The organism is Zunongwangia endophytica, assembly GCF_030409505.1.
GTDB classification, from domain to species: Bacteria; Bacteroidota; Bacteroidia; order Flavobacteriales; family Flavobacteriaceae; genus Zunongwangia; species Zunongwangia endophytica.
In genome coordinates, this window is the sequence record NZ_JAUFPZ010000002.1 from 3,434,674 (window position 1) to 3,460,144 (window position 25,471).

Annotated in this window: 26 protein-coding genes; 13 read left to right on the forward strand and 13 right to left on the reverse strand. The window is 36.0% G+C overall.

Annotated elements, in window-relative coordinates:
* On the forward strand, positions 1-1,344 hold the full coding sequence (locus tag QWY91_RS15040) for a dihydroorotase (RefSeq protein ID WP_290236322.1): 1,344 nt from the start codon (positions 1-3) through the stop codon (positions 1,342-1,344).
* Positions 1,344-1,877 (forward strand): DUF4296 domain-containing protein, encoded by a 534-nt coding sequence (locus tag QWY91_RS15045; RefSeq protein WP_290236323.1) that lies wholly within the window; start codon positions 1,344-1,346, stop codon positions 1,875-1,877. The genes QWY91_RS15040 and QWY91_RS15045 overlap by 1 nt, the downstream gene beginning before the upstream one ends.
* A gap of 5 nt (positions 1,878-1,882) precedes the next feature.
* Here QWY91_RS15045 and QWY91_RS15050 read toward each other — a convergent pair whose 3' ends face one another.
* Positions 1,883-2,905 carry an NAD-dependent epimerase/dehydratase family protein gene (locus tag QWY91_RS15050; RefSeq protein WP_290236324.1) on the reverse strand — a complete coding sequence of 341 codons (1,023 nt, stop codon included), beginning with the start codon at positions 2,903-2,905 and terminating at the stop codon, positions 1,883-1,885.
* An 81-nt stretch (positions 2,906-2,986) separates the two neighbouring features.
* On the opposite strand from QWY91_RS15050, the gene tyrS reads away from it, so the two are divergent.
* The gene (gene tyrS, locus QWY91_RS15055; protein WP_290236325.1) at positions 2,987-4,282 is read left to right on the forward strand and encodes a tyrosine--tRNA ligase; all 1,296 of its coding nucleotides are present in this window, start codon (positions 2,987-2,989) and stop codon (positions 4,280-4,282) included.
* Between the two features lie 209 nt (positions 4,283-4,491).
* On the opposite strand, the gene QWY91_RS15060 is transcribed toward tyrS, so the two are convergent.
* The 4 genes from QWY91_RS15060 to QWY91_RS15075 all read right to left on the reverse strand — a co-directional run bounded on the left by QWY91_RS15060 (position 4,492) and on the right by QWY91_RS15075 (position 10,147).
* Complete coding sequence (locus tag QWY91_RS15060) at positions 4,492-5,469, reverse strand: LuxE/PaaK family acyltransferase (protein ID WP_290236326.1); 978 nt, start codon at positions 5,467-5,469, stop codon at positions 4,492-4,494.
* Positions 5,470-5,585: 116 nt separating this feature from the next.
* The gene (locus QWY91_RS15065) at positions 5,586-5,927 is read right to left on the reverse strand and encodes a T9SS type A sorting domain-containing protein (RefSeq protein WP_290236327.1); all 342 of its coding nucleotides are present in this window, start codon (positions 5,925-5,927) and stop codon (positions 5,586-5,588) included.
* Between the two features lie 161 nt (positions 5,928-6,088).
* Positions 6,089-7,339, reverse strand: coding sequence for a beta-helix domain-containing protein (locus QWY91_RS15070; protein ID WP_290236328.1), 1,251 nt, complete (start codon positions 7,337-7,339; stop codon positions 6,089-6,091).
* 54 nt (positions 7,340-7,393) lie between these two features.
* Positions 7,394-10,147: a TonB-dependent receptor gene (locus QWY91_RS15075; protein WP_290236329.1), complete on the reverse strand. Its 2,754-nt coding sequence runs from the start codon at positions 10,145-10,147 to the stop codon at positions 7,394-7,396.
* Positions 10,148-10,322: 175 nt separating this feature from the next.
* On the opposite strand from QWY91_RS15075, the gene QWY91_RS15080 reads away from it, so the two are divergent.
* Positions 10,323-11,006: a response regulator transcription factor gene (locus tag QWY91_RS15080; RefSeq protein WP_290236330.1), complete on the forward strand. Its 684-nt coding sequence runs from the start codon at positions 10,323-10,325 to the stop codon at positions 11,004-11,006.
* Positions 11,006-12,091, forward strand: coding sequence for a sensor histidine kinase (locus QWY91_RS15085; RefSeq protein ID WP_290236331.1), 1,086 nt, complete (start codon positions 11,006-11,008; stop codon positions 12,089-12,091). The genes QWY91_RS15080 and QWY91_RS15085 overlap by 1 nt, the downstream gene beginning before the upstream one ends.
* Here the strand turns inward: QWY91_RS15085 and QWY91_RS15090 are convergent.
* On the reverse strand, positions 12,023-13,081 hold the full coding sequence (locus tag QWY91_RS15090; RefSeq protein WP_290236333.1) for a glycosyltransferase: 1,059 nt from the start codon (positions 13,079-13,081) through the stop codon (positions 12,023-12,025). The two genes, QWY91_RS15085 and QWY91_RS15090, sit on opposite strands and share 69 nt — an antisense overlap.
* A gap of 190 nt (positions 13,082-13,271) precedes the next feature.
* Between QWY91_RS15090 and trmB the strand changes: the two genes are divergently transcribed.
* From trmB to QWY91_RS15125, 7 genes are all read left to right on the forward strand, one after another.
* On the forward strand, positions 13,272-13,946 hold the full coding sequence (gene trmB / locus QWY91_RS15095; protein WP_290236334.1) for a tRNA (guanosine(46)-N7)-methyltransferase TrmB: 675 nt from the start codon (positions 13,272-13,274) through the stop codon (positions 13,944-13,946).
* A 7-nt stretch (positions 13,947-13,953) separates the two neighbouring features.
* Complete coding sequence (locus QWY91_RS15100) at positions 13,954-14,577, forward strand: LysE family translocator (RefSeq protein WP_290236336.1); 624 nt, start codon at positions 13,954-13,956, stop codon at positions 14,575-14,577.
* Entirely contained in the window at positions 14,574-14,918 is a 345-nt protein-coding gene (locus QWY91_RS15105) for an MGMT family protein (RefSeq protein WP_290236337.1), read from the forward strand. The genes QWY91_RS15100 and QWY91_RS15105 overlap by 4 nt, the downstream gene beginning before the upstream one ends.
* Positions 14,919-15,106: 188 nt before the next feature.
* Entirely contained in the window at positions 15,107-16,249 is a 1,143-nt protein-coding gene (locus QWY91_RS15110; protein WP_290236338.1) for an Mrp/NBP35 family ATP-binding protein, read from the forward strand.
* Complete coding sequence (locus tag QWY91_RS15115; protein ID WP_290236339.1) at positions 16,250-16,492, forward strand: NifU family protein; 243 nt, start codon at positions 16,250-16,252, stop codon at positions 16,490-16,492.
* Between the two features lie 22 nt (positions 16,493-16,514).
* On the forward strand, positions 16,515-17,576 hold the full coding sequence (locus tag QWY91_RS15120) for an NAD(P)/FAD-dependent oxidoreductase (RefSeq protein ID WP_290236340.1): 1,062 nt from the start codon (positions 16,515-16,517) through the stop codon (positions 17,574-17,576).
* Positions 17,577-17,618: 42 nt separating this feature from the next.
* The gene (locus QWY91_RS15125) at positions 17,619-17,954 is read left to right on the forward strand and encodes a 2Fe-2S iron-sulfur cluster-binding protein (protein WP_270062611.1); all 336 of its coding nucleotides are present in this window, start codon (positions 17,619-17,621) and stop codon (positions 17,952-17,954) included.
* A gap of 58 nt (positions 17,955-18,012) precedes the next feature.
* Here the strand turns inward: QWY91_RS15125 and QWY91_RS15130 are convergent, their stop codons facing one another.
* Together QWY91_RS15130 and QWY91_RS15135 are read right to left on the reverse strand one after the other, a co-directional pair.
* A complete protein-coding gene (locus tag QWY91_RS15130; RefSeq protein ID WP_290236342.1) occupies positions 18,013-18,780 on the reverse strand; it encodes a DUF3050 domain-containing protein in 768 nt (255 codons plus the stop codon).
* A gap of 336 nt (positions 18,781-19,116) precedes the next feature.
* Complete coding sequence (locus QWY91_RS15135) at positions 19,117-20,292, reverse strand: acyl-CoA dehydrogenase family protein (RefSeq protein WP_290236343.1); 1,176 nt, start codon at positions 20,290-20,292, stop codon at positions 19,117-19,119.
* Positions 20,293-20,501: 209 nt separating this feature from the next.
* On the opposite strand from QWY91_RS15135, the gene QWY91_RS15140 reads away from it, so the two are divergent.
* Complete coding sequence (locus QWY91_RS15140) at positions 20,502-21,731, forward strand: DEAD/DEAH box helicase (protein WP_290236344.1); 1,230 nt, start codon at positions 20,502-20,504, stop codon at positions 21,729-21,731.
* 6 nt (positions 21,732-21,737) lie between these two features.
* On the opposite strand, the gene QWY91_RS15145 is transcribed toward QWY91_RS15140, so the two are convergent.
* From QWY91_RS15145 to rplM, 5 genes are all read right to left on the reverse strand, one after another.
* On the reverse strand, positions 21,738-22,460 hold the full coding sequence (locus tag QWY91_RS15145) for a tRNA1(Val) (adenine(37)-N6)-methyltransferase (protein ID WP_290236345.1): 723 nt from the start codon (positions 22,458-22,460) through the stop codon (positions 21,738-21,740).
* 63 nt (positions 22,461-22,523) lie between these two features.
* The gene (gene tsf / locus QWY91_RS15150; RefSeq protein ID WP_290236346.1) at positions 22,524-23,351 is read right to left on the reverse strand and encodes a translation elongation factor Ts; all 828 of its coding nucleotides are present in this window, start codon (positions 23,349-23,351) and stop codon (positions 22,524-22,526) included.
* A gap of 89 nt (positions 23,352-23,440) precedes the next feature.
* Positions 23,441-24,325: a 30S ribosomal protein S2 gene (rpsB, locus tag QWY91_RS15155; protein WP_290236347.1), complete on the reverse strand. Its 885-nt coding sequence runs from the start codon at positions 24,323-24,325 to the stop codon at positions 23,441-23,443.
* 163 nt (positions 24,326-24,488) lie between these two features.
* Positions 24,489-24,875 carry a 30S ribosomal protein S9 gene (rpsI, locus tag QWY91_RS15160; RefSeq protein ID WP_290236348.1) on the reverse strand — a complete coding sequence of 129 codons (387 nt, stop codon included), beginning with the start codon at positions 24,873-24,875 and terminating at the stop codon, positions 24,489-24,491.
* Complete coding sequence (rplM, locus tag QWY91_RS15165) at positions 24,875-25,330, reverse strand: 50S ribosomal protein L13 (RefSeq protein WP_290236349.1); 456 nt, start codon at positions 25,328-25,330, stop codon at positions 24,875-24,877. The genes rpsI and rplM overlap by 1 nt, the downstream gene beginning before the upstream one ends.
* Between the last annotated feature and the right edge of the window lie 141 nt (positions 25,331-25,471).

Here is a 25,471-nt window from a genome sequence, read left to right on the forward strand (position 1 = left end):
ATGAAGAAAGTCCTGATAAAAAACGCCAAAATCGTAAACGAAGGCAAGATTACAGAAGGTGACGTTTTTATAGAAGATGGAATTATAAGAGAGATTGCTGAAACCATTAGTGCAAAATCGCCAGATGTGCAGATTTTTGATGCTGAAGGAAGTCATCTTTTACCTGGAGTTATTGATGATCAGGTACATTTTAGAGAACCTGGTTTAACTCATAAAGAGGATATCGAAAGAGGAAGTAAGGCAGCCGTGGCTGGTGGGATTACTTCATTTATCGAAATGCCTAATACGCTACCACAAACCACTACGATAGCTGAGCTCGATAAGAAATTTCAGCTGGCGGCCGAAAAGTCTTACGCGAACTATTCTTTTATGTTTGGCGGTACTAACGATAATTTAGAAGAAATACTAAAGGTTGATCCTAAAAAGACAGCAGCTCTAAAATTGTTTTTAGGTTCTTCTACCGGTAATATGTTGGTGGACGATCAAAAAGTATTAGAGGAAATTTTCTCGAAGTCGCCATTAATGATCGCAGTACATTGTGAGGACGAGGCGACGATACAGAATAATCTAAAGGAATGTATAGAGCGTTATGGCGACGATATTCCAATAGAGCTTCACCCCAAAATAAGAAGTGAAGAAGCTTGTTATAAATCTTCTTCAAATGCAGTAAAGCTTGCTAAAAAAACCGGAGCGAGATTACATGTCTTTCATGTTTCTACGGCTAAGGAGTTAGAGCTTTTCAGCAATAAAAAACAATTAAAGGATAAAAAGATCACTGCAGAGGTTTGCATTCATCATCTTTGGTTTAACGATACTGATTATCAAAAAAAGGGTACGTTTATTAAATGGAATCCTGCTGTAAAAACAGAGAAAGATCAGGAAGCTTTAATGAAGGCTTTAAACGAGGATAAGTTAGACGTTATTGCGACCGATCATGCTCCTCATACCAAGCAGGAAAAGCAAAATCCATATACTAAAGCGCCAAGTGGCGGCCCATTGGTACAACATGCATTGCCGGCAATGCTTCAGTTTTATCATCAGGAGAAAATAACTTTAGAGAAGATTGTAGAAAAGATGTGTCATAATCCTGCAATATTGTTTAATATTAAAGATCGTGGTTACATTCGTGAGGGATATAAAGCAGATTTAGTGCTTGTAGATCTTAACGCACCATGGCAGGTAAAATCTGATAATATCTTGTACAAATGTGGATGGTCTCCTTTTGAAGGAGTTACCTTTAAATCTAGAATCACCCATACTTTTGTAAACGGGAAATTGGTGTACAAGAACTTTAAGCACCAGCCTTTTGCGAATGTGGCACAGCAATTGGAGTTTGATAGATAATGAGATTCTTTAAGTACAGCCTGATTTTTGTAATCTTTATTGGTATTTCTTGCCAGGATGTAAAGCATGTAAGTAAACCAAATAATCTTATTCCTCAGGATAAGATGGTGGATATACTTACAGAGATTGTTTTGGTGAATTCCGCGCGAAATTATAATAAGGTTATGTTGGAAAAAAGCGGAATAAAACCTAATCAATATATCTACCAAAAATTTGCTATCGACAGTGTTCAGTTTGAAAAAAGCAACGAGTATTATTCTGAAAATTACAACGACTACGTAAGTATTTTCGATAAAGTGAAAGACTCACTTGATGCTCTTAAAGAACATTATAATAAGCTAACTGAAGAGGAGAAGAAAATCGAGGACTCTTTAAACAAGATCAAATTAGATAAAAACCGACCAGATTTAAAAAAGGAGATCGATTCTATCGAAGTTGAAGTTGATAGCATTGCTAAGGACAGCGCAGATGCAGCAATATTGGATAGTATAAAAGCTAAAGAAACTACGCGACTTAGAAAGGCTACACGTTAAGATTTTTATTTTACTTTTTGATCTTTTAAAAAGTAGCTTCCGGTTTCTTCGATTACTTTTTCTATAGGAGTAAATTTAAAAATAATATCCTTTTTAATTTTCTTATTATCGTAAGTAGATTTTTGGAAAATTCCAGAAATATCGCTTTTGGTGATACTTTGTTTAACTCCGAAAATAGATGCTATTTTCTGAAAGAACCAGCCCAAAGCAATCATCCATTTTTTTAGAGGTTTTGTGGGTTTTAGTTTATTGATACTTTCTGCAGTAAGATTAAATATTTTCTGAAAGCTTAGATTCTCTGCTACTAGTATAAATCGTTCATTATAAATTTCTGAAGCCATTAATTTTAGCATGGCATCAACTACATCTTTTACACCTACAAAGCCTGTAACTTTAGGGAAATGATAGTTTAGTCCGTTTTGGATGCGGGTAAAAATCTGTCCGCTTCCTTTTTTCCAAAATCCAGGTCCAAGAATCACTCCAGGGTTTACAATTATAACTTTTACACCTTCCTGCGAAGCTCGCCATACTTCAATTTCAGCACCATATTTAGAAATAGCATAATCGCTGTTATTTGCTTCAGGATTCCAATTGGTGATTTCCGTAGTAGGTTCAGAAGAAATTACAGGCTTGCCTAAACTTGCAATACTGCTTACATAACAAAGCTTATCCACTTTGTTAGCAATGCATTGATTAACGATATTCGCGGTTCCTTCGATATTAATTTTTCGTAAGGCTTTTTCATCTTTAGGATTAAAAGAAACCAGTGCGGCACAATGATAAACTTGCGTTATATTTTTAAAAACATCGTTTAATTGAGGAATGTTGGTAATTTCAGCAACAACCCATTCAATTTTTTTGAAATATCGTTCTGCTTCTTCCTTAGAATGATAGTACGAAAATACCTCTAGCGTTTTATGCAAATCGCTTGTAGCGCGATGTGTGGCTCTTATATGCTGTTTTTCTTCTGCTAGTTTTAAAAGCAAATGAGCGCCTACCAAACCAGTGCCTCCTGTTACTAAAATCATGTGGTAAATATAATTAAAGCACTTAGGAAAAATAAGAGTAAATGGTATCTTTACAGCTGTTTTAAGAACAAATTGTTAATTATGAACAAAAATTTTGTTGAAGAGCTTACCTGGCGCGGTATGATTCACGATGTGATGCCGGGAACAGAGGAACATTTAAACGAAGAAATGCGTGCTGCTTATGTAGGTATCGATCCAACGGCAGATTCGTTACATATTGGTCACCTGGTTGGTGTAATGATGTTACGTCATTTTCAATTAGCCGGGCATAAACCGTATGCATTGGTTGGTGGAGCAACAGGAATGATTGGTGATCCTTCTGGGAAATCTGCAGAGCGTAATCTTTTAGATGAAGCTACTTTAAGACATAACGAGAACTCGATTAAAGAACAACTTTCAAGATTTTTAAATTTTGATGGAGCTGAAGAAAACACTGCGGTTTTAGTGAACAACTACGACTGGATGAAGGACTTTTCGTTCCTTGGTTTTATTCGAGATGTAGGGAAACATATTTCTGTAAATTATATGATGGCCAAAGACTCGGTAAAAAAACGTCTATCTTCAGATGCTTCAGAAGGGATGTCTTTTACAGAGTTTACTTACCAGATGGTGCAAGGTTACGATTTTCTACATTTGTTTAGAGAGCATAGCTGTACGCTGCAAATGGGAGGTAGCGACCAATGGGGAAACATCACTACGGGAACAGAGATGATTCGTCGAATTGGTGAAGGCAAAGGATACGCTCTTACCTGCCCGCTAATTACTAAAGCCGACGGAACAAAATTTGGAAAGACTGAAGGCGGAAATATCTGGCTGGATGCTAATAGAACTTCACCTTATAAATTTTACCAATATTGGTTAAATACCAGTGATACTGATGCCGAAAAATATATAAAGATCTTTACATTTTTAAGTAAAGAGGAAATTGAAGAATTGACGGCAAAGCATCAAGAAGCGCCTCATTTAAGAGAACTTCAAAAAGTATTGGCGAAGGAAGTTACTATAATGGTGCATTCTGAAGAAGAGTATAACAATGCGGTAAAAGCTTCGGAAGTATTATTCGGAAAAAGTACTGCGGAAGATCTAAAATCTTTAAATGAAGCAACCTTTTTAGATGTATTTGAAGGCGTGCCTCAAGCTGAAGTTTCCAGAGCTGATGTTGAAGCAGGTTTAGATATGATTGCTGCACTTTCTGCTAAAACCGGATTTTTGAAATCTAACGGAGAAGCAAGAAGAGCTTTAAAGGAGAATTCAGTTTCAGTAAATAAAGAGAAAGTAAAAGAAGATTATAAAATTACCTTGGACGACTTGATTAATAACAGGTATGTAATCCTGAATAAAGGGAAAAAGAATACGTATATCCTGGTTGTAGCTTAAGTTGAATACCTTTTATATTGGCTAGCAGTTAAAATAAAAAATCCCCTTCTAAATTTTAGAAGGGGATTCAACTAACTAACCAATCTAATATGAAAATTTTATTCGCTAAAATAGGTAGGGTATTAATCATCTATTCTGCTGAAGATAAGTCGCAAGGAAAACGATTTGCTTACAATTAGTTTGAAATTATTTTTAGTCTTGCACTCAGCTTACAAAACCATAAGGTTGCACCCGCGAATATCGCTATTATCAAAGCGTCCTAAAATTTCTACTTTTCCATCTTCATTAATTTTTCCTAGATCCTGAGTAGCAATAAAAGAGCAGGAATTAATATTCGCAAGATCGATAACATTTATTCCGCCAGTTTTCCCGTTTTTTACGGGAGATAAAGCATCTTCTGGATCCCGAATTAAAAGATCCATCCAAGGCGGGCATTCAAATACGCCATTGCCTTTAGAGTAGGCTTGTGAGAGTAATTCAGTCATCCCATATTCGCTATGTATGGTATCAACGCCAAAACCTTTGGCAAGTATACTGTGAAGTTCCTCTCTAATCATTTCTTTACGCCGACCTTTCATTCCACCAGTTTCCATTACGATGGTGTTTTTAAGGTCAAATTGGTGATTTTCTACAAGATCGAGTAAAGCAAAAGAAACGCCAATTAGCAGCGTTTTTTCGCCATTCTTATCGAGCTCAACGAGCTTGTGTTTTAATTCCTCGAGATTGTGTAAATAGAAGCCGCTTTCTTTTTTTTGACTTTGCTGAATAAGATGTTCTGCCATATAGATAAGCGAAGAACCTTCGCGTTCTAAATAAGAAGGTAAAAGTGCTAAAATGGTAATATCTTCGGCAGAACCATAGAATTGCTGAAATGCTTTTTCGAAACTTTGCTCGTAGATGTACAGATCGGTAACCAAATGCTTACTGGTTTTATTTCCGGTGGTTCCACTGCTGGTAAAAGTGATCTCTATTGGTTTATTTTCTGAAAGTACAGTGTGACTCTTAAAAAACTCAATAGGTAAGAAAGGAATATCCTCTAATTGCTGAACGTTATCTGGAGTTTTATGTAAGTGGTTGCAGAAATCGTGATAGGTTTTGTTATTCTTATACTGAAATTTGAAGATTTCAAGACTTATTTTTTTAAAATCAGTTTTAGACTGAATATCAAAAATTTTGCTTTTCTGCATTGTCTGCAATTTTTAAGCAAAGTTAGAAAGAATAAAAAATAAAGGAATAGTTAATCGCAATAATAAAGCTTTTCTTTTTCTTGGGGAAGAACGTCGTGGGCCGAAGCCTCTCCTCTTCATTTAATGATGAGCTTGCGCGTAGCAATCTCATTCTTTTCTTTGATCTTTACAATGTAAATACCGGCATCTAAAGAAGAGATGTCAAGTTCTTTACCAATAAGTTTAGTTTTCTTAATGGCTTTCCCGAGCACGTTGTAGATCTCGATTTCTTTGTCAAGATTTTTAGTGCTGGTGATATAAACTTTATCTCCAGATACAGGGTTAGGGTACATACTAAGACCGTCAATAGTCTCTTCAGTCCTTTTTTTAAGGCGCAGGTCACTTTCCTGAGCAGCTGCAGGAGCAGCTATCAGTAAAAATAAACCTAGGATAAGACTGTAGAGATATTTTTGTTTCATTCGTTCTTAGTCGATTGTTGCAAACTTACAATAAATATTGAAAAAATATCCCTAAAATTTGCATAATTAGAAGGTATGTATGTAGGCTAATTTTAAGAAGTTTATCTAATGAAAAACGGCTGCGAAAGGCAGCCGTTTTTTGTTGTTAATATTAGAAGAAATTAATCTTCATCTTCAGATCCCAAAGAAGGAAAATCGTAACCAGTCCAAGCGAATACAGAAACATCAGCTCCTGTGTTTCCAGCTTCTACTGTAATATCTGTAGCACCTGCATCTTTAATTGCTGTTGCATCGATACCTCCTAAGGCAGTTACATTAATAGAAGTTTCGCTAGATCCGTCCCCAGCATCATCAGTAAGGTCAATAAAATCACTGGCAGTTCCTGCATCTTCATCTTCTGCTGCAAAAATCGCAACAATTGCATTAGTTATAGTAGCAGAGCTTCCTCTTCTAATTTTAATCATATCTGCCATGTTGATGGTAGATTGATGGTAAAGAGTAAGTCCGTCAATAGTAGGATTAGATCTAGGAGAAGCATCTCTGTTGCTTTGATTACTATCAGCTTCTATTCCTCGAGGGTCTTCAGTTACATCGTTAAATCCAAATTCTCTAATACCGTAAAAGTTTTTACCATTTCCAGTCCAACCTTCAGTCCAGTCAAACCAATCATCTTTTGCATTTACAACTAATGCATTTGTAACATCAACAGTTCCACCAAACCATTCGATACCATCATCATCACCATATCTAACCATGATGTTGCTTATTGAAGTTCCGCTACCTACACCATAAAATGTAAAACCGTTAAATTCCTGATCACCATTAATTCTAGCACCAGTATATTCAAGAATCATATAGTCAATTATACCAGAGTTGTCGGTATCATCGTCACCACCGTATGAAATTCCAGCAACCTCAGTTTCCGCAACATCTCCAGAATTAATTTGCGCATATCCAGCAAGCATAACACCTCCCCAGTCACCAGATCTTGGGTTTTCTGCAGCTGAAGTTATCATGATAGGACTGTCTGCAGTACCTTGGGCATCAATTTTTGCACCTTGCGCAATTGCAATGTAAACATTGGTTCCACCGGCAAGAGCATTGATAGTTACTCCTGGCTCGATTGTAAGTGTAGCTCCGTTCATTACTTCTAAAGCTCCAGTAAGCATCCATTCAGTATCGGCGGTAATAGTAACATCAGCACGTACCTCACCTTTTAGATCTTCAGGGTCGAAATCTGGATCATCTTGAGAATCAATTACATCATCTTTTTCTTCTACGGCACCACCGTCGTCATCTGTTACTACTGGAGTGTCGTCATCTGTTCCCAGATTGTTGTCATCGTCACTAGAACAGCTAGTCAATAATAGCGCTAGTGCAAAAAAAGCATAAAATAATTTTAATTTTTTCATAAGTGTTTAATTTAATAATTGGGTTATATAAAAGTGTTTAGATTACATGGTTGGTTATAGACTGTAGCTAAGTCCCAACGAAAAGACAATTCCTTTATTAAAATTGTTAATTACGTTCGTTCCGCCATTAATATCATCCTGAGTTAATTGAAATTCCGGATCCAAAATATTTTGGACTTTGGCACTAACACCCCAATGCTTAGAGATAGTTCCTTTGGCGATAAAGTCTAATGTTGGAATACCAGTCTCAACAATATTACCTTGTTGCTGCACCCCTAAAGAGTAAATACGATCACTAAAATAGTTTAGAACAACAGATGACATTAAGTTGAAGTTAGTGCTATCGTAGTTGTAAGTAAGATCTGTATTAAGAACCCATGGAGATGCTCCTTCTAATTCATCTTCACTGTTTGTGAAATTAGTATTACGATTTGAAAGATCTTGTCTGGAATATAAATAAGATGTGTTTAAACCAAATGCTAATTCATGTTTTCTGTTCTCACTAGATTCAAGGTTGAAAATTGTTTTGCGAACTTCTAATTCGGCCCCTGCAACATCCGCTTCTTCCCCCGAATTAATATAAGATAATTGGTTAGCCGCAGAATTCACCTGTACGCGATTTATTGGATCTATAATTTTTTTGTAAAAACCGGTTAGAGATATGATTTGATTACCACCGAAATAAAATTCATATTTTAGATCTAAGTTATAATTATCCGAGGCTTCTAAATCTGGATTACCGAAACTGGAAAAATTCACATTTTCATAAAGAAATGGAGCGACTTCTTTAAACTGTGGGTATGTATACGTCTTACTTCCGGTAAGTCTAAGAATACTATTTTCATTAAAATTGTATTTTCCAGTAAAACTTGGTAGCAAATATGTATTTTCTAAAGTCGACGGATCGGTGTTACGATTATTTTCACTGCTTGATAAGTTTGTGTCCCAGTTTACATATTGTTTAATATGCTCCAGACGTAGCCCTGCATTTAATGTAAATGACTCACTGAATTGATAAAAAGCACTTGCGAATCCTGCGTGGATGTCTTTTTCTCCTTCATAGAAAAATGGGTCTAGAGGGTCAAAATCAGCTCCAAAACCACTATTAGTTACCAGCCTAAAAGTGCCATCAGTCAAATTTTGTTGGTTAAATATTAAATCTGGATTAGAGCGATCTATAACGATTGGAGAACCAAAATCGTGATTGAATTGTAAGAAGTCGAATCTTCTGTCTGTGTTTCTGTAATCGTAACCCAAATCAATTTTTCCTTTTGGCTCCTCGTCATTATCTATTACTCCGAAATTATAAGAGGTTTTTAAATGAGCAACAATTTCATTTTCTTCTAATTCTGAGAAGAAACGTAAATTGTAGCCGGGTGTTCCTACGGCGACGCGGTAATTGTCATTAGTTTGGTTGTAAACAAAAGTATTCTGTCTACGATCAGGTTCGTTCGCTCTAGTGATGTTGTAGCCTATTTTAGCTTCTAAATTAATTCTATCCGTCAAAGTAAACTCACTTAAGATCTGGTTTACTAGCACAGTATTATCATTTATCTGCTGTCTTTTTATATAAGCGGAATCGTCTGTTTCTTCAGATATATTTGCTGATTGCCCAAAATAATTACCAACGCTTTGGTTATTATTATGAATATATAGCGAGTTGAAACCTATATTATGATCCCCAAAGCCATAATCTACATTCGCCATTAAAATCTGAGAAACATTATATTGATATTTCTGAAAATCGAGATCACGAAGCGGTAATCCCTGTGCATTGATTTCTTTAGTATTTCCTTCGTTGTAGCTGTATTTACTGTCGAAAGATCCTATTAATAGAGTTTTTAAGCTGTTTTCTCCTATGTCGAATTTTTTCCCTATTTGGAAATTTGCATTCAGATTAACTTGAGAATTTTGGTTGTTTGGAGCCAAAGAGTTTTCGAAGCTATAATTGTCTAAACTGCTTATTGGGCTGTCTGAAGATAAACCGTACCCAAACCAGGATCCTCCATCCACAGTTTCAAAGTCTTTGCTTACTGCACGGGTATTGATTCCCGATCCAATTCCTAGCTGTATCGTTTCTTTGCCGTATAATTCTTTTGAAATGATATCAATATTTGCTCCAGCAAAATCTCCATACAAAGAACTTTGGAATGTTTTATTTATTCCAACACTATTAATAATATTGCTGTCAAAAAAATCTAGAGCGACGTTTTTGTATTCTGGATCTTCAGAAGGAAGAGGTAATCCATTAAGAGTGGTAGAGTTGTAACGGTCACCAAGACCTCTCACAAAGACATTTTTTACTCCTTCTTGTTTACTTACACCAGCCATCTTTGTTAAAGCGCCTTGGGCATCACCAACACCTTTTCTCGCTAATTCCTGTGCGCTAATGTTTTCGATCATTTCAATGGCACCCTTTTGTTCTAATAAAAGTGCAACTTCACTATCTCTTCTGGAAACTGTAGTAATTACAACTTCATCTAAAGATGCAGCACTGGCGCCTAAATCTGTATTTATTTCTGTAACTTTATCTGCAACCACCTGTACGTTTGGTATTTCTAAGGTCTCGTAACCTACAAAACTGAATACCACAGTGTAAGTGCCGGGCTCTAATTTGTTTAGGACGTACAAACCGTCATAGTCTGATGTTGTTCCTTTAGAAGTTCCTTTAATTGTTACGTTGGCAAACGCTAGTGGTTCACCGTTCATCTCGCGGTCGGTAAGCTTCCCTGCGATCGAACCTGTTGTTTCTTGAGCATTTACTACGATAGTAAGTAAAAATGCAATTAGTACTAAAAATTTATTCATCCCTTTGTTTGATTCTTGAGTGCAAATTAAAGGGGGGTATGTAAAGCTTGTGTTAACGGCAAATTAACGCTTTGTCATTTTAGTGTTATGTAAAGGTTACTAAATAAATGCTTAAATTGTAGGTTGAAATTAATAATTACATTTACCCCGTATTTGTTAAAATCTATACAATAAAATGAAGAAAAAAGACATCCGTATCCTTCTAGTAGACGATGAGCCAGATATTCTTGAAATCGTTGGCTATAACCTTTCTGCCGAAGGGTATCAGGTTATTACAGCCGATAATGGCGCAGATGCGGTAAAAGTGGCAAAAAAGAAAACTCCGCATCTTATAATATTAGATGTAATGATGCCGGGTATGGATGGTATTGAGGCTTGTGAACAAATGAGAAAAATCACTGAGCTTGATGAAACAATAATTACTTTTCTAACGGCAAGAGGTGAAGACTATTCTCAAATGGCCGGGTTTGATGCCGGAGCAGACGATTATATCACTAAGCCAATAAAGCCAAAAGTTTTAATTAGTAAGGTGAAAGCTTTATTAAGAAGGTTTAGAGATGAAGAAGCAACTTCTAACATCGTAAAGGTGGGAGAAATTGTAATTAATAGAGACGAATATAAAGTAGTGAAAAACAAAGAGGAAATGATTTTGCCTCGTAAAGAATTTGAGTTACTTTCATTATTAGCTTCTAAACCGGGTAAGGTCTTTAAAAGAGAAGATATTCTAGACAAAGTTTGGGGTAACGAAGTTGTTGTTGGCGGTCGTACTATCGATGTTCATATTCGTAAATTAAGAGAGAAAATTGGAGACGACAGCTTTAAAACCGTAAAAGGAGTTGGTTATAAGTTTGTAGTTTAATGGCAAAAAAATTTAAGAAGTCCTACACGTTCGCAATAAAGACCTCTTTGTACTTAACCTTATTTTTAAGCGGTCTTTGGGCTGCTTTTTCTTATTTATCAGGTAATTTTCATTGGTGGGCTTTGCTCGGCTTTGTTGCAGTTTGTTATATATTTTCTTTTTTTATCACTCAATATCGGGTAGAGAACTTTATCTATAAAAGGATCAAGAAAATCTACGATGATGTATCCTTGCTAGATTCCTCGACTTTAAGACCCAATCAGGTAACTACAGATATGGCTTCTTTAACCAGAGAAGTAGAGAAATTTGCCGAGCATAAAAAGTTAGAAATCGAAACTTTAAAAGTGCGTGAAAATTATAGAAAAGAGTTTATGGGAAATGTTTCTCATGAACTTAAAACACCACTTTTTACCGTTCAGGGATATATTTTGACTTTGATTGACGGTGCTATGAAAGATAAAACGGTGCGAAAAAAGTATCTACAACGTGCCAGTAAAGGAGTTGAGCGTCTAATCTATATTGTAAAAGATCTTGATATGATCACCAAATTAGAAACTGGTGATTTACATCTTTATATAGAAGATTTTAATATCGTAGAGCTTATCCAGAATACTTTCGATCTTCTGGAAATGAAAGCGGCCAAGAAAAATATCACCTTAACCTTCGATATGCCTTATCAAGAAGCCATTTTCGTGAAGGCCGATAAAGAGAGAATTCAGCAGATAATTACGAATCTTGTTGTGAACTCAGTTAAATACGGTAAAGAAGGAGGTACTACAGAAATTAGTATAGAAAACCTTATCAAAAACAAAGTTATTGTACGAGTGACGGATAATGGAGAAGGGATTGAAAAAGAAAATATTCCTCGTTTATTTGAGCGATTTTATCGCGTAGATAAAAGTGGTTCTCGTAAAGAAGGTGGCTCTGGCTTAGGTTTGTCTATAGTAAAACATATTATCGAAGCGCACCAGGAGAAAATTTATGTAGAAAGTGTGTTCGGAGTAGGAAGTGAATTTTCATTTACGCTCGAAAAGAGCAAAGAGATCCCGAAAAGAGTGATCGAAATGGATGCTTCTGAATCCTGAAAATTCTTCTAAATCATTCAATTTTTCTAAAGAGAAGTCATCTTGAGTGCAAAATGGAGCAATTACCAATTTCTGAAGTCTTTCCGCTAGATATTCTTGTTCAAACTGCCCTGGTGTAGGAATAAAAAACGCTTTTGCTTCAATTTTATTCAAATCCATAATCGTGGTGTAGCCAGATCTGGCAATAACTACATTGCAACTATTCAGGGCTTGTTGTAAAACAGCACCGTAAAGGTTATTCCGAATATTAATATTGGCGTTTTTTGATGAGATTTCTTCCGTAGAAAATACTCCGCGAATAAATAGAATTTTATTTTCTGTCTTTTCAAATACCTTCAGTAATCGCTGCTCTAAAAAGCTTCGTTGAGGTTCTGGACCAGATAAAATGATAAGATAATCATAGATTTTAGGCCAGGTTCGTTTTTCAATTCGGCTTAAAGGACCTATATATTTTATTGCTGAATTTTCAGTTTTCAAATGTCCTAGAATACCGCTTAAGTTTTTAGGCCCGGGATAATCGGGAACCCAACATTCGTCAAATTTTTCAATATACTTTTGTTGAATTTTACTGCTGAAATATGTGGTGCTGCCCGAGAGTACATTTAATTGGTGGGTTATAAATATACTTTTCAATTTTTTGCGTCGAACTCCCCAGCGATTGTCTGAAATTATTCCGATAATGCCATATTCTTTGACTATAATTTTAGTCGCTTTTTTTTCAGCCTTAATAGTTTTTAAAATTCGCGGACTATCAAAAAGTAACTTCCATTTTAAATTTTCTGGAGTTTTAGAATATTCAATATTATAAGAAGGTAGGCTTACACAAATAATGTGAGGAAATTCTTTTTGTAATAATTTAAGCGCATCACCATCTGAGGCTAAAATAGGCTCGAAGTCATTTTTTAATAACGCCTTAATTACAGGAATACACCTTGCGGCGTGGCCAAGCCCCCAATTTAAAGCAGCTACTAAAATTCTACCTTTATGCATACCACAAATATATGTTTGTATGAAGAACAGCGCGTTTTTGTCGATTAAAAAAACATCACCAAAGTTTTAAATATGACCTTTAGATTCACAATCCATCATTCCTAAAGCTGGAAATTATACAATTGTCAGCGCAGCTTTGCCAAAAACTCAAATAATATTCTATAAATTTGTCGAAACTCAATTTTTAACTGTGGGAAGTAAGAATAAATTAAAGCGTTTTAAAGATAACGAGGTATTTTCTAATGTAGTTCAACCTAAAAGAGAAGATTTAACTGATGCTCAGTTTGAATACAAAGGAAAATGGGGTAGTGATTTTTTCAAAAATGATAAGCCTATAGTATTAGAATTGGGTTGTGGTAAAGGAGAATACAGCGTTGGTTTAGCAGAGGCTTATCCCGATAAAAACTTTATTGGTATAGATATTAAAGGAGCTCGATTTTGGCGAGGAGCTAAAACAGCTTTAGAAGATGGGTTAGAGAATGTTGGGTTTTTAAGAACTCAAATAGAACTTATTGATCATGTTTTTGCAGAGAACGAAATTAGCGAAATTTGGATCACATTTCCAGATCCCCAGATTAAATATAAAAGAACAAAGCATCGTTTAACGAATGCGGAGTTTTTACAGAAGTATAAAAAGATCCTGAAGCCAGATGGAGAGGTAAATCTAAAAACCGATAGTGAATTTATGCATGGCTATACTTTGGGCTTGCTTCACGGTGCCGGGCACGAGGTTATTTATGCTAATCACCATGTTTATAAGAATGAAGGAGCACCAAAAGAGGTGACAGATATCCAAACTTTCTATGAAAAACAGTATCTTGAAAAAGGAAAACCCATAACGTATATTAAATTCAGAATAAAATAAAAGGTTTTTGGAAGAAGCACGGATTTTTCTCATCGTATATTTTGCTGCTCTTTTTGGAGTTTTGCCGCCCGGTCTTGTAAATATGACTGTGGCTAAAACCTGCATAGAACGCGGTAAGAAAAACGGAATGCTGGTCGCTATTGGCGCTTCTATAGTTATCTTAATTCAGGCTCTTGTGGCCGTTCTGTTAGCTAAATATATATTTGATCATCCTTTTGTGCAGCGCGTAATGCTAAGAGCTGCATTGGTGATTTTCATTATTTTAGGAGTATATTTTTTTATTCAGGCAAAAAATAAAAAAGGCGCTCCCTCTCATTCCAAGAAAAAAAATAAAAACAGTTTGTATAAGGGTATGCTAATCGCAGCCCTAAACATATTTCCGATTCCTTATTTCTGCGCGATTGCAGGCGGATTTAACGTAGGTGTGGGTGTAAGTTACAACTGGTTTAAAATTATAGCTTTTGCTATTGCAGCATCATTAGGAAGTTTTACGAGCCTCTATTTATATGTACTTTCTTTTATTAAGATTGAAAGTAAAGCAGAGAAATTCGCTAAATATTCTAATTACTTCATGGCTGGTCTAATGCTGATCCTGATCATCGTGACTATTTTTAGAATTTACAACTCATGAGTGCTAATGCCGGTTTTTTTGCAAAAGTCTACGAAGTTGCTTCTCAAATTCCGGAAGGACGTGTTACTTCTTACGGTGCCATTGCCAAATATTTAGGCGCAGCCAAAAGTGCAAGAATGGTTGGTTGGGCAATGAATGCCTCTAAAGATAGAGAAGAGGTTCCTGCGCATCGTGTGGTAAATAGAAATGGGATATTAACCGGTAAAATTCATTTTGGCGGCACAAATGCGATGCAACAATTGTTAGAAGCAGAAGGTGTCACAGTTAAAGATCTTAAAATTATAGATTTTGAAACTATATTTTGGGATCCCATGCAAGAGCTTTTTACTGAAGATAAGTAGCAGATAATTGTAAGGTTTTTGATTATTATCACACTTATTTTATGGTAATATGAATTCAGAAAAACTGAATTATTTGAGAAATACAAGAGTAGATCAATTCTTTGCAAAAGCTTCGTGTTCTTAGCATTTCAAGTTATATTTGCATTTAGAATCGGTCTAATTAGAAGATATTCTTACTGATAAATTTTATGAAATTAGATAGAAAAGAAATCATAAGTGCACTAGAAACTATTAGTGTTGCCGGAGAAGGCAAAAACATGGTAGAAAGTGGTGCATTGCAAAATGTAATGACTTTTGGTGACGAGGTTGTTGTGGATTTGGTATTAAGTTCGCCTGCTTTGCATATTAAAAAGCGAGCTGAAGTGGATGTGATGAAAACTATTCACGACAAAGTTTACGAAAAAGCAAAGGTTAAAGTAAATATTAAAATTGAAGCTCCCGAGACTGAAAAAAAGGCTCCTGAAATTAAAGGAAAAGCAATTCCCGGGATCAAGAATGTAGTTGCTATAGCTTCTGGAAAAGGTGGTGTAGGGAAATCTACGGTAACTGCAAATTTGGCGGTTACTTTATCTAAAATGGGCTTTAAAGTAGGTGTATTAGATGCTGATATCTATGGGCCTTCAGTGCCAATTATGTTCGATGTTGCTACAGAAAGACCACTATCGGTTAATGTAGATGGTAAATCTAAAATGAAGCCTGTAGAAAATTACGGGGTAAAGATTCTTTCTATAGGATTTTTTACCAAACCTAGCCAGGCTGTTATTTGGAGAGGACCAATGGCTGCAAAAGCATTAAATCAAATGATTTTTGATGCAGCATGGGGAGAATTGGATTTTCTTCTAGTAGATCTACCTCCAGGAACAGGTGATATTCATTTGTCTATTATGCAATCATTGCCAATAACAGGTGCAGTTGTTGTAAGTACACCGCAAAATGTGGCATTGGCAGATGCGAAAAAAGGAGTAGCAATGTTTCAGCAGGAGAGTATAAATGTACCTGTGCTGGGTATTGTAGAAAATATGGCGTATTTTACTCCAGAAGAGTTGCCAGAAAATAAATATTACATTTTTGGAGAACAAGGAGCTAAAAACCTTTCCGAAGATTTACAAATAGCATTTTTGGGAGAAGTGCCATTGGTGCAGAGTCTTAGAGAATCTGGAGATATAGGCCGTCCCGCTGCACTTCAGGAAAACACACCTCTAGAGGAGTCTTTTAAAGAAATCACCAGAAATATTGTACAAGAGACGGTAAAAAGAAACAAAAGCTTACCTCCAACCGAGGCGATTAAGATCACCACGATGGCTGGATGTAGTGCGGTTAAAACAAAGTAAATGACAAGCGAAGAAGTAAAATTTAATGTAGAAAAGGCATTAGCCGAAATCCGTCCTTTTTTAGAAAGTGATGGTGGAGATATCTCTTTGGTTGCAATTGAAAACGACCGTTTAGTAAAGGTACAGCTTGAAGGAGCTTGTGTTGGTTGTTCTGTAAATCAAATGACTTTAAAGTCGGGTGTAGAAATGACCATAAAAAAATATGCTCCACAAATAGAGGAAGTTATAAATATACAGAAGTAAATCATCGACTTAAGCCAAGAGAATGATTAAAACAGATATGATAATTGTTGGTGCCGGGCCAACAGGGCTTTTTACTGTTTTCGAAGCAGGATTGTTAAAGTTAAAATGCCATCTTATTGATGCTTTGCCACAGCCTGGTGGTCAATGTTCAGAAATTTATCCTAAAAAGCCTATTTACGATATTCCGGGATTTCCAGAGGTTCTTGCTGGTGATCTAGTGAGTAATCTTATGGAGCAAATAAAATCTTTTGAGCCGGGCTTTACTTTAGGAGAGCGTGCAGAGACAATCGATAAACAAGAAGACGGAAGTTTTATCGTTACTACCAATAAAGGAACTCAGCATCACGCACCAGTGGTCGTGATCGCAGGAGGTTTAGGTAGTTTTGAACCTAGAAAACCGCCTATTCCTACCATTACTGATTTTGAAGATAAAGGAGTGGCTTACATTATAAAAGAGCCAGAAATTTATCGTGACAAAAAAGTAGTGATCGCAGGTGGTGGAGATTCGGCATTAGATTGGGCGATCTATTTGGCAGATATTGCTTCAGAAGTTTCTTTGGTACATCGCCGGCAAGAATTTAGAGGCGCTTTAGATTCCGTAGAAAAAGTTGAAGAACTTTCTAAAATCGGGAAAATTAAAATGATAACCAATGCTGAGGTTGTCGATCTTCAGGGAGAAGAAAATCTTGAAGCGGTGGTCATTCGACATAAAGATACCGCCCGTGGTGAAGAAGTTAAGGAAGTAGATTGTTTTATTCCGCTATTTGGACTTTCTCCAAAATTAGGCCCTATCGCTGATTGGGGATTGGAGATTGAAAAAAATGCGATAAAAGTTAACAATTCTTACGATTATCAAACCAATATTCCCGGGGTGTATGCTATTGGCGATGTAAATACCTATCCTGGTAAATTGAAGCTTATTCTTTGTGGTTTTCATGAGTCAGCAATTATGTGCCAAAGTGCTTACCAGCGCATTTTTCCCGATAAAAAATATGTAATGAAATACACCACTGTTAGTGGAGTTAATGGTTTTGACGGAAGTAAGAAAGAGGCAAAGAAAGAAGTAGTTAAGAGTATAAGTTAATAAGTAGTACAAGCGAGGCGTAAAGCTTCAAAAAATAAAAAAATGTCTGATATAAAGATTACCATCATCGACAGAGAAGGAGAGGCACATACGGTAGATGCCCCTACAGATATGAATATGAATTTAATGGAAGTAATTCGTTCTTACGAGTTAGCGCCAGAAGGAACTATTGGTATTTGTGGAGGAATGGCAATGTGCGCATCCTGCCAATGTTATGTGATGAATTTAGAACATATGTTACCTGAGCAAAGTTTTGAAGAAGAAGATATGTTAGATCAGGCGTTTTTTGTTGAAGACAATAGTCGCTTAAGCTGTCAAATTCCAATCACAGAAGATTTAGATGGACTGGAAGTAAAATTAGCACCAGAATCAACATAATTGATTCTATCTGAAAATATATAACAATGCCGATGTGGGAAACCAATCGGCTTTGTTGTTATAGTTCTACAATTTCTTTTTCTATTCCGTCCCATAACTTGATACGGGCATCTAAAGCTTGTTTAGCAATGGTTTCTACTTCTTCCCATTTTTTACCGTCGTAAGCACATAAATGCTCAATCATTTCAAATGCCATTGGGCCATGCTCATCGTCATCTAGTTCTATGTGCCTGTCAAAATAATATTTAAAAAGCTCTAAATCTTTTTCAGGGAAATTTTGTTGAATATTGCTTATAATCGAAGTAAACATGCCGGGAATAAGACCTTCTCTTCCAAAGGTAAAAGCGGCAGCAATCTTGTGAGGTTTCCCTTCGGAAATTAATTCAAAAGTGAATTTCAGAAATTGCTTTATACTCCATGGTAACTCGCTCGTGGCAATAATCAAATAAATATCTGTACCGTGGATTACCTGGTCTAAAAATTTATTGATCTTGGTAGTATTTGCCCCAGCTTTTTGCATAGCATCAATATACATCTCATAATGACTCTGGTGCTTTCCGTAGAAATTAATATCGGTCTCTTCGGCAAGAACAATTTCGTTAATTAAATAGCGAGTTTCAGGATTACCTACCGGAAACCATGGATTAGTCGTTTTTGTTAAATTTTGTTGTAAAGCTTTTAGCAAAGACATAAAATCCCATACCGCATATACATGGTGCTCCATAAAAACCTGTAATTCCTTCGGAGACTTAATTTTGGAGTATAAGGAGTGGTTGAGTAAAGTTTCTACCTTAGGTTTTAAAACTTCATTAATGTCTTTAATCATGACTATGCTTAAATTTCCTACAAAAATACTAGCTAGGTTCGGATTTTAAAATAATAACACTCTTTTTAAATAATCTTGGCAACGATTTTCGCTAAATCTCTTTAAATTCGTTCTCACTATGATGGGATCAGTGCATTTACATATCATCGTTTTTTATTCAGAAAAATCTAAAGATTATCTTAGGGTAGAGGGTGTTGTGCCTAAAAAAGAGCTGAAGTTGAAATCTAAATGCTGTGAAAAATATAAAAAGGGAAAGCGCTGTAAACGCTGCCCTTGTTTTGATCTTCTATAGCAATTCTTATAAAGCGAAGCCGAAATTATCGAATTTCAGTTTTTTTAAAATGCCGAATGCCCTGTGATGTCAAGACCTGTTATTAGTAAATGGATGTCGTGAGTGCCTTCGTAAGTAATAACGCTCTCCAAATTCATCATATGACGCATAATGCTGTACTCTCCCGTAATTCCCATAGCACCTAGGACCTGCCGGGCATCTCTTGCTATCTTTAATGCCATTTCTACATTGTTTCTCTTAGCCATAGAGATTTGTGCTGAAGTTGCTTTGCCTTCATTTTTTAAGGTCCCCAGGCGCCATGCTAGAAGCTGAGCTTTTGTAATTTCAGTAATCATTTCAGCTAACTTTTTTTGCTGAAGTTGTTTTGTGGCAATTGGTTTCCCAAATTGAATTCTTTCTTTGGCATATCTTAAAGCGGTATCATAACAGTCCATTGCTGCGCCAATTGCTCCCCATGCAATTCCGTATCGGGCAGAATCCAGGCATCCTAATGGAGCTCCTAATCCGCTTTTGCCCGGTAATAGATTTTCTTTAGGGACTTTAACATCGTTAAAAGTTAATTCTCCGGTAGCACTTGCGCGTAGCGACCATTTACTGTGCGTCTCTGGAGTAGCGAAGCCTTCCATTTCTCGTTCCACAATAAGCCCGTGTATTCTTCCTTCTTCATTTTTAGCCCATACAATGGCGATATCTGCAAAAGGGGAATTAGAGATCCATAATTTAGCTCCGTTTAATAAATAATGATCTCCTTTGTCTTTAAAGTTGGTAACCATACCGCTTGGGTTAGAACCAAAGTCGGGTTCGGTTAAGCCGAAGCACCCTATAAATTCTCCTTTAGCTAATTTTGGAAGAAATTTTTTCTTCTGTTCTTCCGATCCATAAGTGAAAATCGGATACATTACCAAGGACGATTGAACTGAAGCGGTAGAGCGTATTCCACTATCTCCGCGTTCAATTTCTTGCATTATAAGTCCGTATGAAATCTGATCCAATCCAGAACCTCCATAAGTTTCAGGAATATAGGGTCCAAAAGCACCAATTTCAGCTAAACCTTTTAAAACAGATTTTGGAAATTCTGCTTTCTGCGCAGCATCCTCTATTATAGGACTAACATCTTTTTTAACCCAGGCTCGTGTCGCTTCACGAACCATTTTATGTTCTTCACTTAATAAATCATCAAGGTTGTAATAATCTGGTGCAGTAAAAAGATCTGGTTTCATGCTAATGGATTTAATATCCTTAACGTAAGGATTATGTATGAAAATTAATGAATAACTATTATATCTCAAATATTATTGAGGTAATTTTAATTGAAAAGTTATTTACCTGTATACATCTTATAATTCTCTGACAATTTGATAAAAAGCGAGATGTTAAGCAATGATGTAGTCTATTTTATTAGCTATATATTTGTATCTTATATTATTATATGACATTTAAAGAACTGGGTGTTATAGACCCAATTTTGAAAGCACTAGAAGAGAAAGGTTATTCAGAGCCTACTCCAATTCAGCAACAAGCCATTCCTGTTTTACTAAAAGGAAAAGATTTATTAGGATCTGCTCAAACAGGTACAGGTAAAACTGCTGCTTTTACAATTCCTATTTTACAATCTTTGGTAGAGGGTTTTCCTCCCAAAGGGAAAAGAAAAATAAGAGCGCTTATTATCACTCCAACTAGAGAGTTGGCTATCCAGATTGCTGAAAATATCGATACCTATTCAAAATATACAGGTATTCGAAATACGGTAATATTCGGCGGAGTTAAACAACATCAGCAAGTCAGGAAATTACAGAGTGGTGTAGATATTCTTACAGCAACACCTGGAAGGTTACTAGATTTGATTAGTCAGAATTTCATTTCCCTAAGTAATATTGATCATTTTGTGTTAGATGAAGCCGATCAAATGTTAGATATGGGCTTTGTGCATGAGATCAAGAAAATCCTGAAAAAGTTGCCTAAAGAACGCCAATCGCTTTTCTTTTCTGCAACTATGCCGAAATCTATTATTGATCTTTCTAAACAAATTCTAGGTGATTTTGAACGTGTGAATATTGCACCTAAGAAAACTACTGCAGAGCGGGTAGATCAAGCGGTATATTTTGTTCCGAAACAGAACAAAGTTAAATTACTTGTCCATTTATTAGAGACGGAGCCTTTTGATACAGTACTTATATTTTCACGAACTAAACATGGCGCTAATAAGATTGTGAAAAAACTTAGTCAGTCTGGTCTTCAGTCGGCAGCAATTCACGGTAATAAGTCCCAAAACCAGCGACAAAATGTGCTGAATGATTTTAAGGACGGAAAGATAAAAGTCTTAGTGGCTACAGATATTGCTGCGAGAGGTATTGATGTTTCTCAGCTTTCTCTTGTGGTGCAGTTTGATTTGCCAAATGTTGCAGAAACTTATGTGCATAGAATTGGAAGAACAGGTCGTGCTAAAGCTAGTGGAAGCGCAATTGCTTTTTGTGATACAGAAGAACGCCCTTATTTAAAATCTATAGAAAAGCTTACAGGGCAACGATTGCCAGTAATTGATAATCATGATTTTAAAGAAGTATCTGCTGAAGCTAAAGCTGCTCAGGGAGCTGGTAAAACACAGAATAAACCGCGAAATAACTCAAGAAGAAATAAGAAATCCAAACCCAAAAGATAGGTTTATTTATAGCGCTAAATAAAAATCCTTTACTAATTTCTTATAATCGTCAGTATATTGATGCCTTTCTATTTCGATGGTCAATTCGTCCTTCTGAATTTCAGTGTCGTTTAAACCTAGTAATATGAGGCATCTTTTTATTTCTGAATCAGGATTTCCTTTTACGTAAGTCATTTTTTCAGGATATAATTTGAAGTTTTTGGCTGTGTCTAGAAATTTATCTTCTTCATTCTTCGGAATAATAACCGCTAATTTTCCTTTTTCTGAAAGAAGATAGGTGCTTCCTTCTAATAATAATTCAAAAGGAAGGGCATCCTGAAATCTTGCCATATCGCGTTCCTTTAAATTCGTTTTGTAATCTGAATTATAAAAAGGAGGATTCGATATAATAAGATCATATTTTTCCTCTTCCTGCATTTCTTCGACAAATTCACTAAATTCAGCATGATAGCAGAAAAGGCGATCTCCCCAATCGCTAGCTTCAAAATTCTCTACGGCTTGCTCGTAGGCATTTTCGTCAATTTCTAAAGCGTCGATAAGTTGAGCAGGTGATCGTTGTGCTAGCATAAGCGAGATTATACCAGTCCCTGTGCCAACATCTAATATGCTATCCAAAGTTTCAGGCAGATCTACCCAGGCGCCAAGAAGAACACCATCGGTGCCTATTTTCATAGCGCATCTATCTTGATGAACTTCAAATTCCTTAAATCGAAATGGTTTTTTAGACATGGTTTGAAAATAAAAAAACCGCTTCAATTGAAGCGGTTTTTGATTATATATTTTAAAAAGAAATTACTCTCCTAAAGCAACTCTTTCAAAAGCAACAACGGTAAGATCTGAATCTACAGATTTAACGTATTGCGCAACACTTTGTTTGCTGTCTTTAATAAACGCCTGGTTTACTAAAGTATTATCTTTAAAGTAACGTTTAATTTTTCCTTTAGCAATGTTGTCTAACATTTCTTCTGGCTTACCTTCCGCTCTTAATTGATCTTTAGCAATTTCTACTTCTTTATCAATTACTGTTTGGTCGATACCTTCTTCGTTAAGTGCAACTGGATTCATTGCAGCAGCTTGCATAGATACATCTTTAGCAGCATCTTCTGCACCTTCTACATTTTTAGAAAGACCAGTTAAAACAGCTATTTTGTTACCAGCGTGAATGTAAGAACCTACAAATGGAGCTTCTAAAGTTTTAAAAGCACCAATTTCAATTTTCTCTCCGATTACACCAGTTTGCTCAGTTAATTTATCCTGAACAGAAGTTCCGTTGTAATCTGCAGCTAAAAGTTCTTCTTTAGTAGAAACAGTTAATGCAAGTTCAGCGAAATCATTAGCTAATTTTACGAAATCATCGTTTTTAGCTACGAAATCTGTTTCACAGTTAAGAGAAATTACGATTCCTTTAGTGTTATCTGCATTTACTTTTGCAATTGCAGCACCTTCAGCAGAATCTCTATCGGCTCTCTTAGCAGCTACTTTTTGTCCTTTCTTACGAAGAACTTCAATAGCTTTATCAAAATCACCATCAACTTCAACAAGAGCTTTTTTACAGTCCATCATTCCTGCTCCTGTAGCTTTTCTTAATTTATTTACTTCAGCGGCGGTTATCTTTGCCATAGTTGTTTTAGTTTTTAATGAATAAGTCGCTTAGTTAATTCTGCAAAGAAAAAAACTAAACGACTCATAGAATTTACCAAAATGTTATTTTATTCCTCCTCGTTAGAAGAAGCTTTCTTTAAAGTTTCTTCCTTAGATTCTAATTTAACATCATTCTTAGCCTCACTCATGGCTTTTTGATCAGATGCATCTTTAGATGGAACTTCTCCTTCAGCTTTTGGCATTTTAGGAGCTGCTTTTTCTTCTTTATTTTCTTTATCAGCTTTCTTAGAATCTTTACCTGATTTTCTATCAGATAAACCTTCAACGATAGCATCTGAAACGTAAGAAACTACTTTGTCGATAGATTTTGAAGCATCATCGTTGGCAGGAATTAAGTAATCCACTTCACGTGGATCTGAATTCGTGTCTACCATAGCAAAAATTGGAATGTTTAATTTTTGAGCTTCTTTAATAGCAATGTGTTCACGAGTGATATCTACTACAAATAATGCACCTGGAAGTCTGGTCATATCTGCAATAGAACCTAAGTTTTTCTCTAACTTAGCTCTTAAACGATCCACCTGAAGACGTTCTTTTTTAGAAAGAGTGTTGAAAGTACCGTCTTTCTTCATTCTATCGATAGAAGCCATTTTCTTAATAGCTTTACGGATAGTAACGAAGTTGGTAAGCATACCACCAGGCCATCTTTCTGTGATGTAAGGCATGTTTGCTTTTTCAGCTTGCTCTGCTACGATTTCTTTTGCTTGTTTCTTGGTAGCAACGAAAAGTATTTTTCTGCCGCTTGCTGCTATTTTTTTAAGAGCCTCACCAGACTCTTCCATTTTAGCAGCACTTTTATATAAGTTGATGATGTGAATTCCGTTACGCTCCATATAAATGTAAGGAGCCATGTTTGGATTCCATCTTCTTGTAAGGTGTCCAAAATGTACACCTGCATCAAGTAATTCTTTAACTTCTACTTTGTTTGCCATTTTTGTAATAGTTTACGTTCTGTTGAGATAGCAACATTCAGGTGGCTACTTTTATTAAGTATGGCCCTGAGCGTTTAGATGCTAAACTAACTCCCAATTATAGTTGAGACAACAACAAAATTTTTAATTTAAATAAACTGTTTGGGTAACGACCCAGTAAATATTAACGTTTAGAGAACTGGAATTGTTTACGGGCTTTCTTCTCACCGAATTTCTTACGTTCTACCATTCTTGGATCTCTTGTAAGTAGTCCTTCTGGTTTAAGCGCTCCTTTGTTTTCTTCGTTAAGCTCTACCATTGCTCTAGATAAAGCAAGACGGATAGCTTCAGCTTGTCCGGTGATTCCTCCACCAAAAACATTTACTTTTACATCAAAAGTTCCAGCAGTTTCAGTAAGATTGAAAGGTTGGTTTACTTTATATTGTAAAGTACTTGTGGTAAAGTAATCGTTAAGATCTTTTTTGTTTACAGTGATGTTTCCATTTCCTTCAGAAACATATACACGTGCAACAGCCGTCTTTCTACGGCCAATTTTGTGAATAACTTCCATTACTTAAGATCGTTTAAGTTAATAGTTTTCGGTTTTTGAGCCTCATGATCGTGCTGAGTCCCAGAATAAACCTTTAAATTACGGAAAAGAGCTGATCCTAGTTTGTTCTTAGGAAGCATTCCTTTCACTGCTTTTTCAATAAGACGCTCTGGCGCTTTTGTAAATAATTCTGAAGCAGTTAGACTTCTCTGTCCACCTGGATAACCTGTGTGACGGATGTATTCTTTAGCATCCCACTTTTTTCCAGTTAAGTTGATTTTCTCTGCGTTGATAACAATTACATTGTCTCCGCAATCAACGTGTGGGGTGAAGTCTGGCTTGTGCTTACCTCTAATGATTTTTGCAACCTTAGATGATAGGCGGCCTAAAGTCTGTCCTTCAGCATCTACAAGTACCCATTCTTTGGTTACTGTCGCCTTATTGGCTGATACTGTTTTGTAGCTTAATGTGTCCACACTAATTAAATTTACTTGTTATTAAACATTCCATTCCTGAACCCCAAAGTTGTAGCAAGGGGAAATTCAGGGGTGCAAATGTACAATTATAAATTTATATAGCAAACATCATTTTTATCTAAAATTTATTGGAAGTGTTTT

Excerpts from the sequence above, each read along its gene's own strand:
- QWY91_RS15040 (WP_290236322.1), top strand. The coding sequence starts at position 1 with ATGAAGAAAGTCCTGATAAAAAACGCCAAAATCGTAAACGAAGGCAAG.
- QWY91_RS15045 (WP_290236323.1), top strand. The coding sequence starts at position 1,344 with ATGAGATTCTTTAAGTACAGCCTGATTTTTGTAATCTTTATTGGTATT.
- QWY91_RS15050 (WP_290236324.1), bottom strand. The coding sequence starts at position 2,905 with ATGATTTTAGTAACAGGAGGCACTGGTTTGGTAGGCGCTCATTTGCTT.
- tyrS (WP_290236325.1), top strand. The coding sequence starts at position 2,987 with ATGAACAAAAATTTTGTTGAAGAGCTTACCTGGCGCGGTATGATTCAC.
- QWY91_RS15060 (WP_290236326.1), bottom strand. The coding sequence starts at position 5,469 with ATGCAGAAAAGCAAAATTTTTGATATTCAGTCTAAAACTGATTTTAAA.
- QWY91_RS15065 (WP_290236327.1), bottom strand. The coding sequence starts at position 5,927 with ATGAAACAAAAATATCTCTACAGTCTTATCCTAGGTTTATTTTTACTG.
- QWY91_RS15070 (WP_290236328.1), bottom strand. The coding sequence starts at position 7,339 with ATGAAAAAATTAAAATTATTTTATGCTTTTTTTGCACTAGCGCTATTA.
- QWY91_RS15075 (WP_290236329.1), bottom strand. The coding sequence starts at position 10,147 with ATGAATAAATTTTTAGTACTAATTGCATTTTTACTTACTATCGTAGTA.
- QWY91_RS15080 (WP_290236330.1), top strand. The coding sequence starts at position 10,323 with ATGAAGAAAAAAGACATCCGTATCCTTCTAGTAGACGATGAGCCAGAT.
- QWY91_RS15085 (WP_290236331.1), top strand. The coding sequence starts at position 11,006 with ATGGCAAAAAAATTTAAGAAGTCCTACACGTTCGCAATAAAGACCTCT.
- QWY91_RS15090 (WP_290236333.1), bottom strand. The coding sequence starts at position 13,081 with ATGCATAAAGGTAGAATTTTAGTAGCTGCTTTAAATTGGGGGCTTGGC.
- QWY91_RS15105 (WP_290236337.1), top strand. The coding sequence starts at position 14,574 with ATGAGTGCTAATGCCGGTTTTTTTGCAAAAGTCTACGAAGTTGCTTCT.
- QWY91_RS15110 (WP_290236338.1), top strand. The coding sequence starts at position 15,107 with ATGAAATTAGATAGAAAAGAAATCATAAGTGCACTAGAAACTATTAGT.
- QWY91_RS15115 (WP_290236339.1), top strand. The coding sequence starts at position 16,250 with ATGACAAGCGAAGAAGTAAAATTTAATGTAGAAAAGGCATTAGCCGAA.
- QWY91_RS15120 (WP_290236340.1), top strand. The coding sequence starts at position 16,515 with ATGATTAAAACAGATATGATAATTGTTGGTGCCGGGCCAACAGGGCTT.
- QWY91_RS15125 (WP_270062611.1), top strand. The coding sequence starts at position 17,619 with ATGTCTGATATAAAGATTACCATCATCGACAGAGAAGGAGAGGCACAT.
- QWY91_RS15130 (WP_290236342.1), bottom strand. The coding sequence starts at position 18,780 with ATGATTAAAGACATTAATGAAGTTTTAAAACCTAAGGTAGAAACTTTA.
- QWY91_RS15135 (WP_290236343.1), bottom strand. The coding sequence starts at position 20,292 with ATGAAACCAGATCTTTTTACTGCACCAGATTATTACAACCTTGATGAT.
- QWY91_RS15140 (WP_290236344.1), top strand. The coding sequence starts at position 20,502 with ATGACATTTAAAGAACTGGGTGTTATAGACCCAATTTTGAAAGCACTA.
- QWY91_RS15145 (WP_290236345.1), bottom strand. The coding sequence starts at position 22,460 with ATGTCTAAAAAACCATTTCGATTTAAGGAATTTGAAGTTCATCAAGAT.
- tsf (WP_290236346.1), bottom strand. The coding sequence starts at position 23,351 with ATGGCAAAGATAACCGCCGCTGAAGTAAATAAATTAAGAAAAGCTACA.
- rpsB (WP_290236347.1), bottom strand. The coding sequence starts at position 24,325 with ATGGCAAACAAAGTAGAAGTTAAAGAATTACTTGATGCAGGTGTACAT.
- rpsI (WP_290236348.1), bottom strand. The coding sequence starts at position 24,875 with ATGGAAGTTATTCACAAAATTGGCCGTAGAAAGACGGCTGTTGCACGT.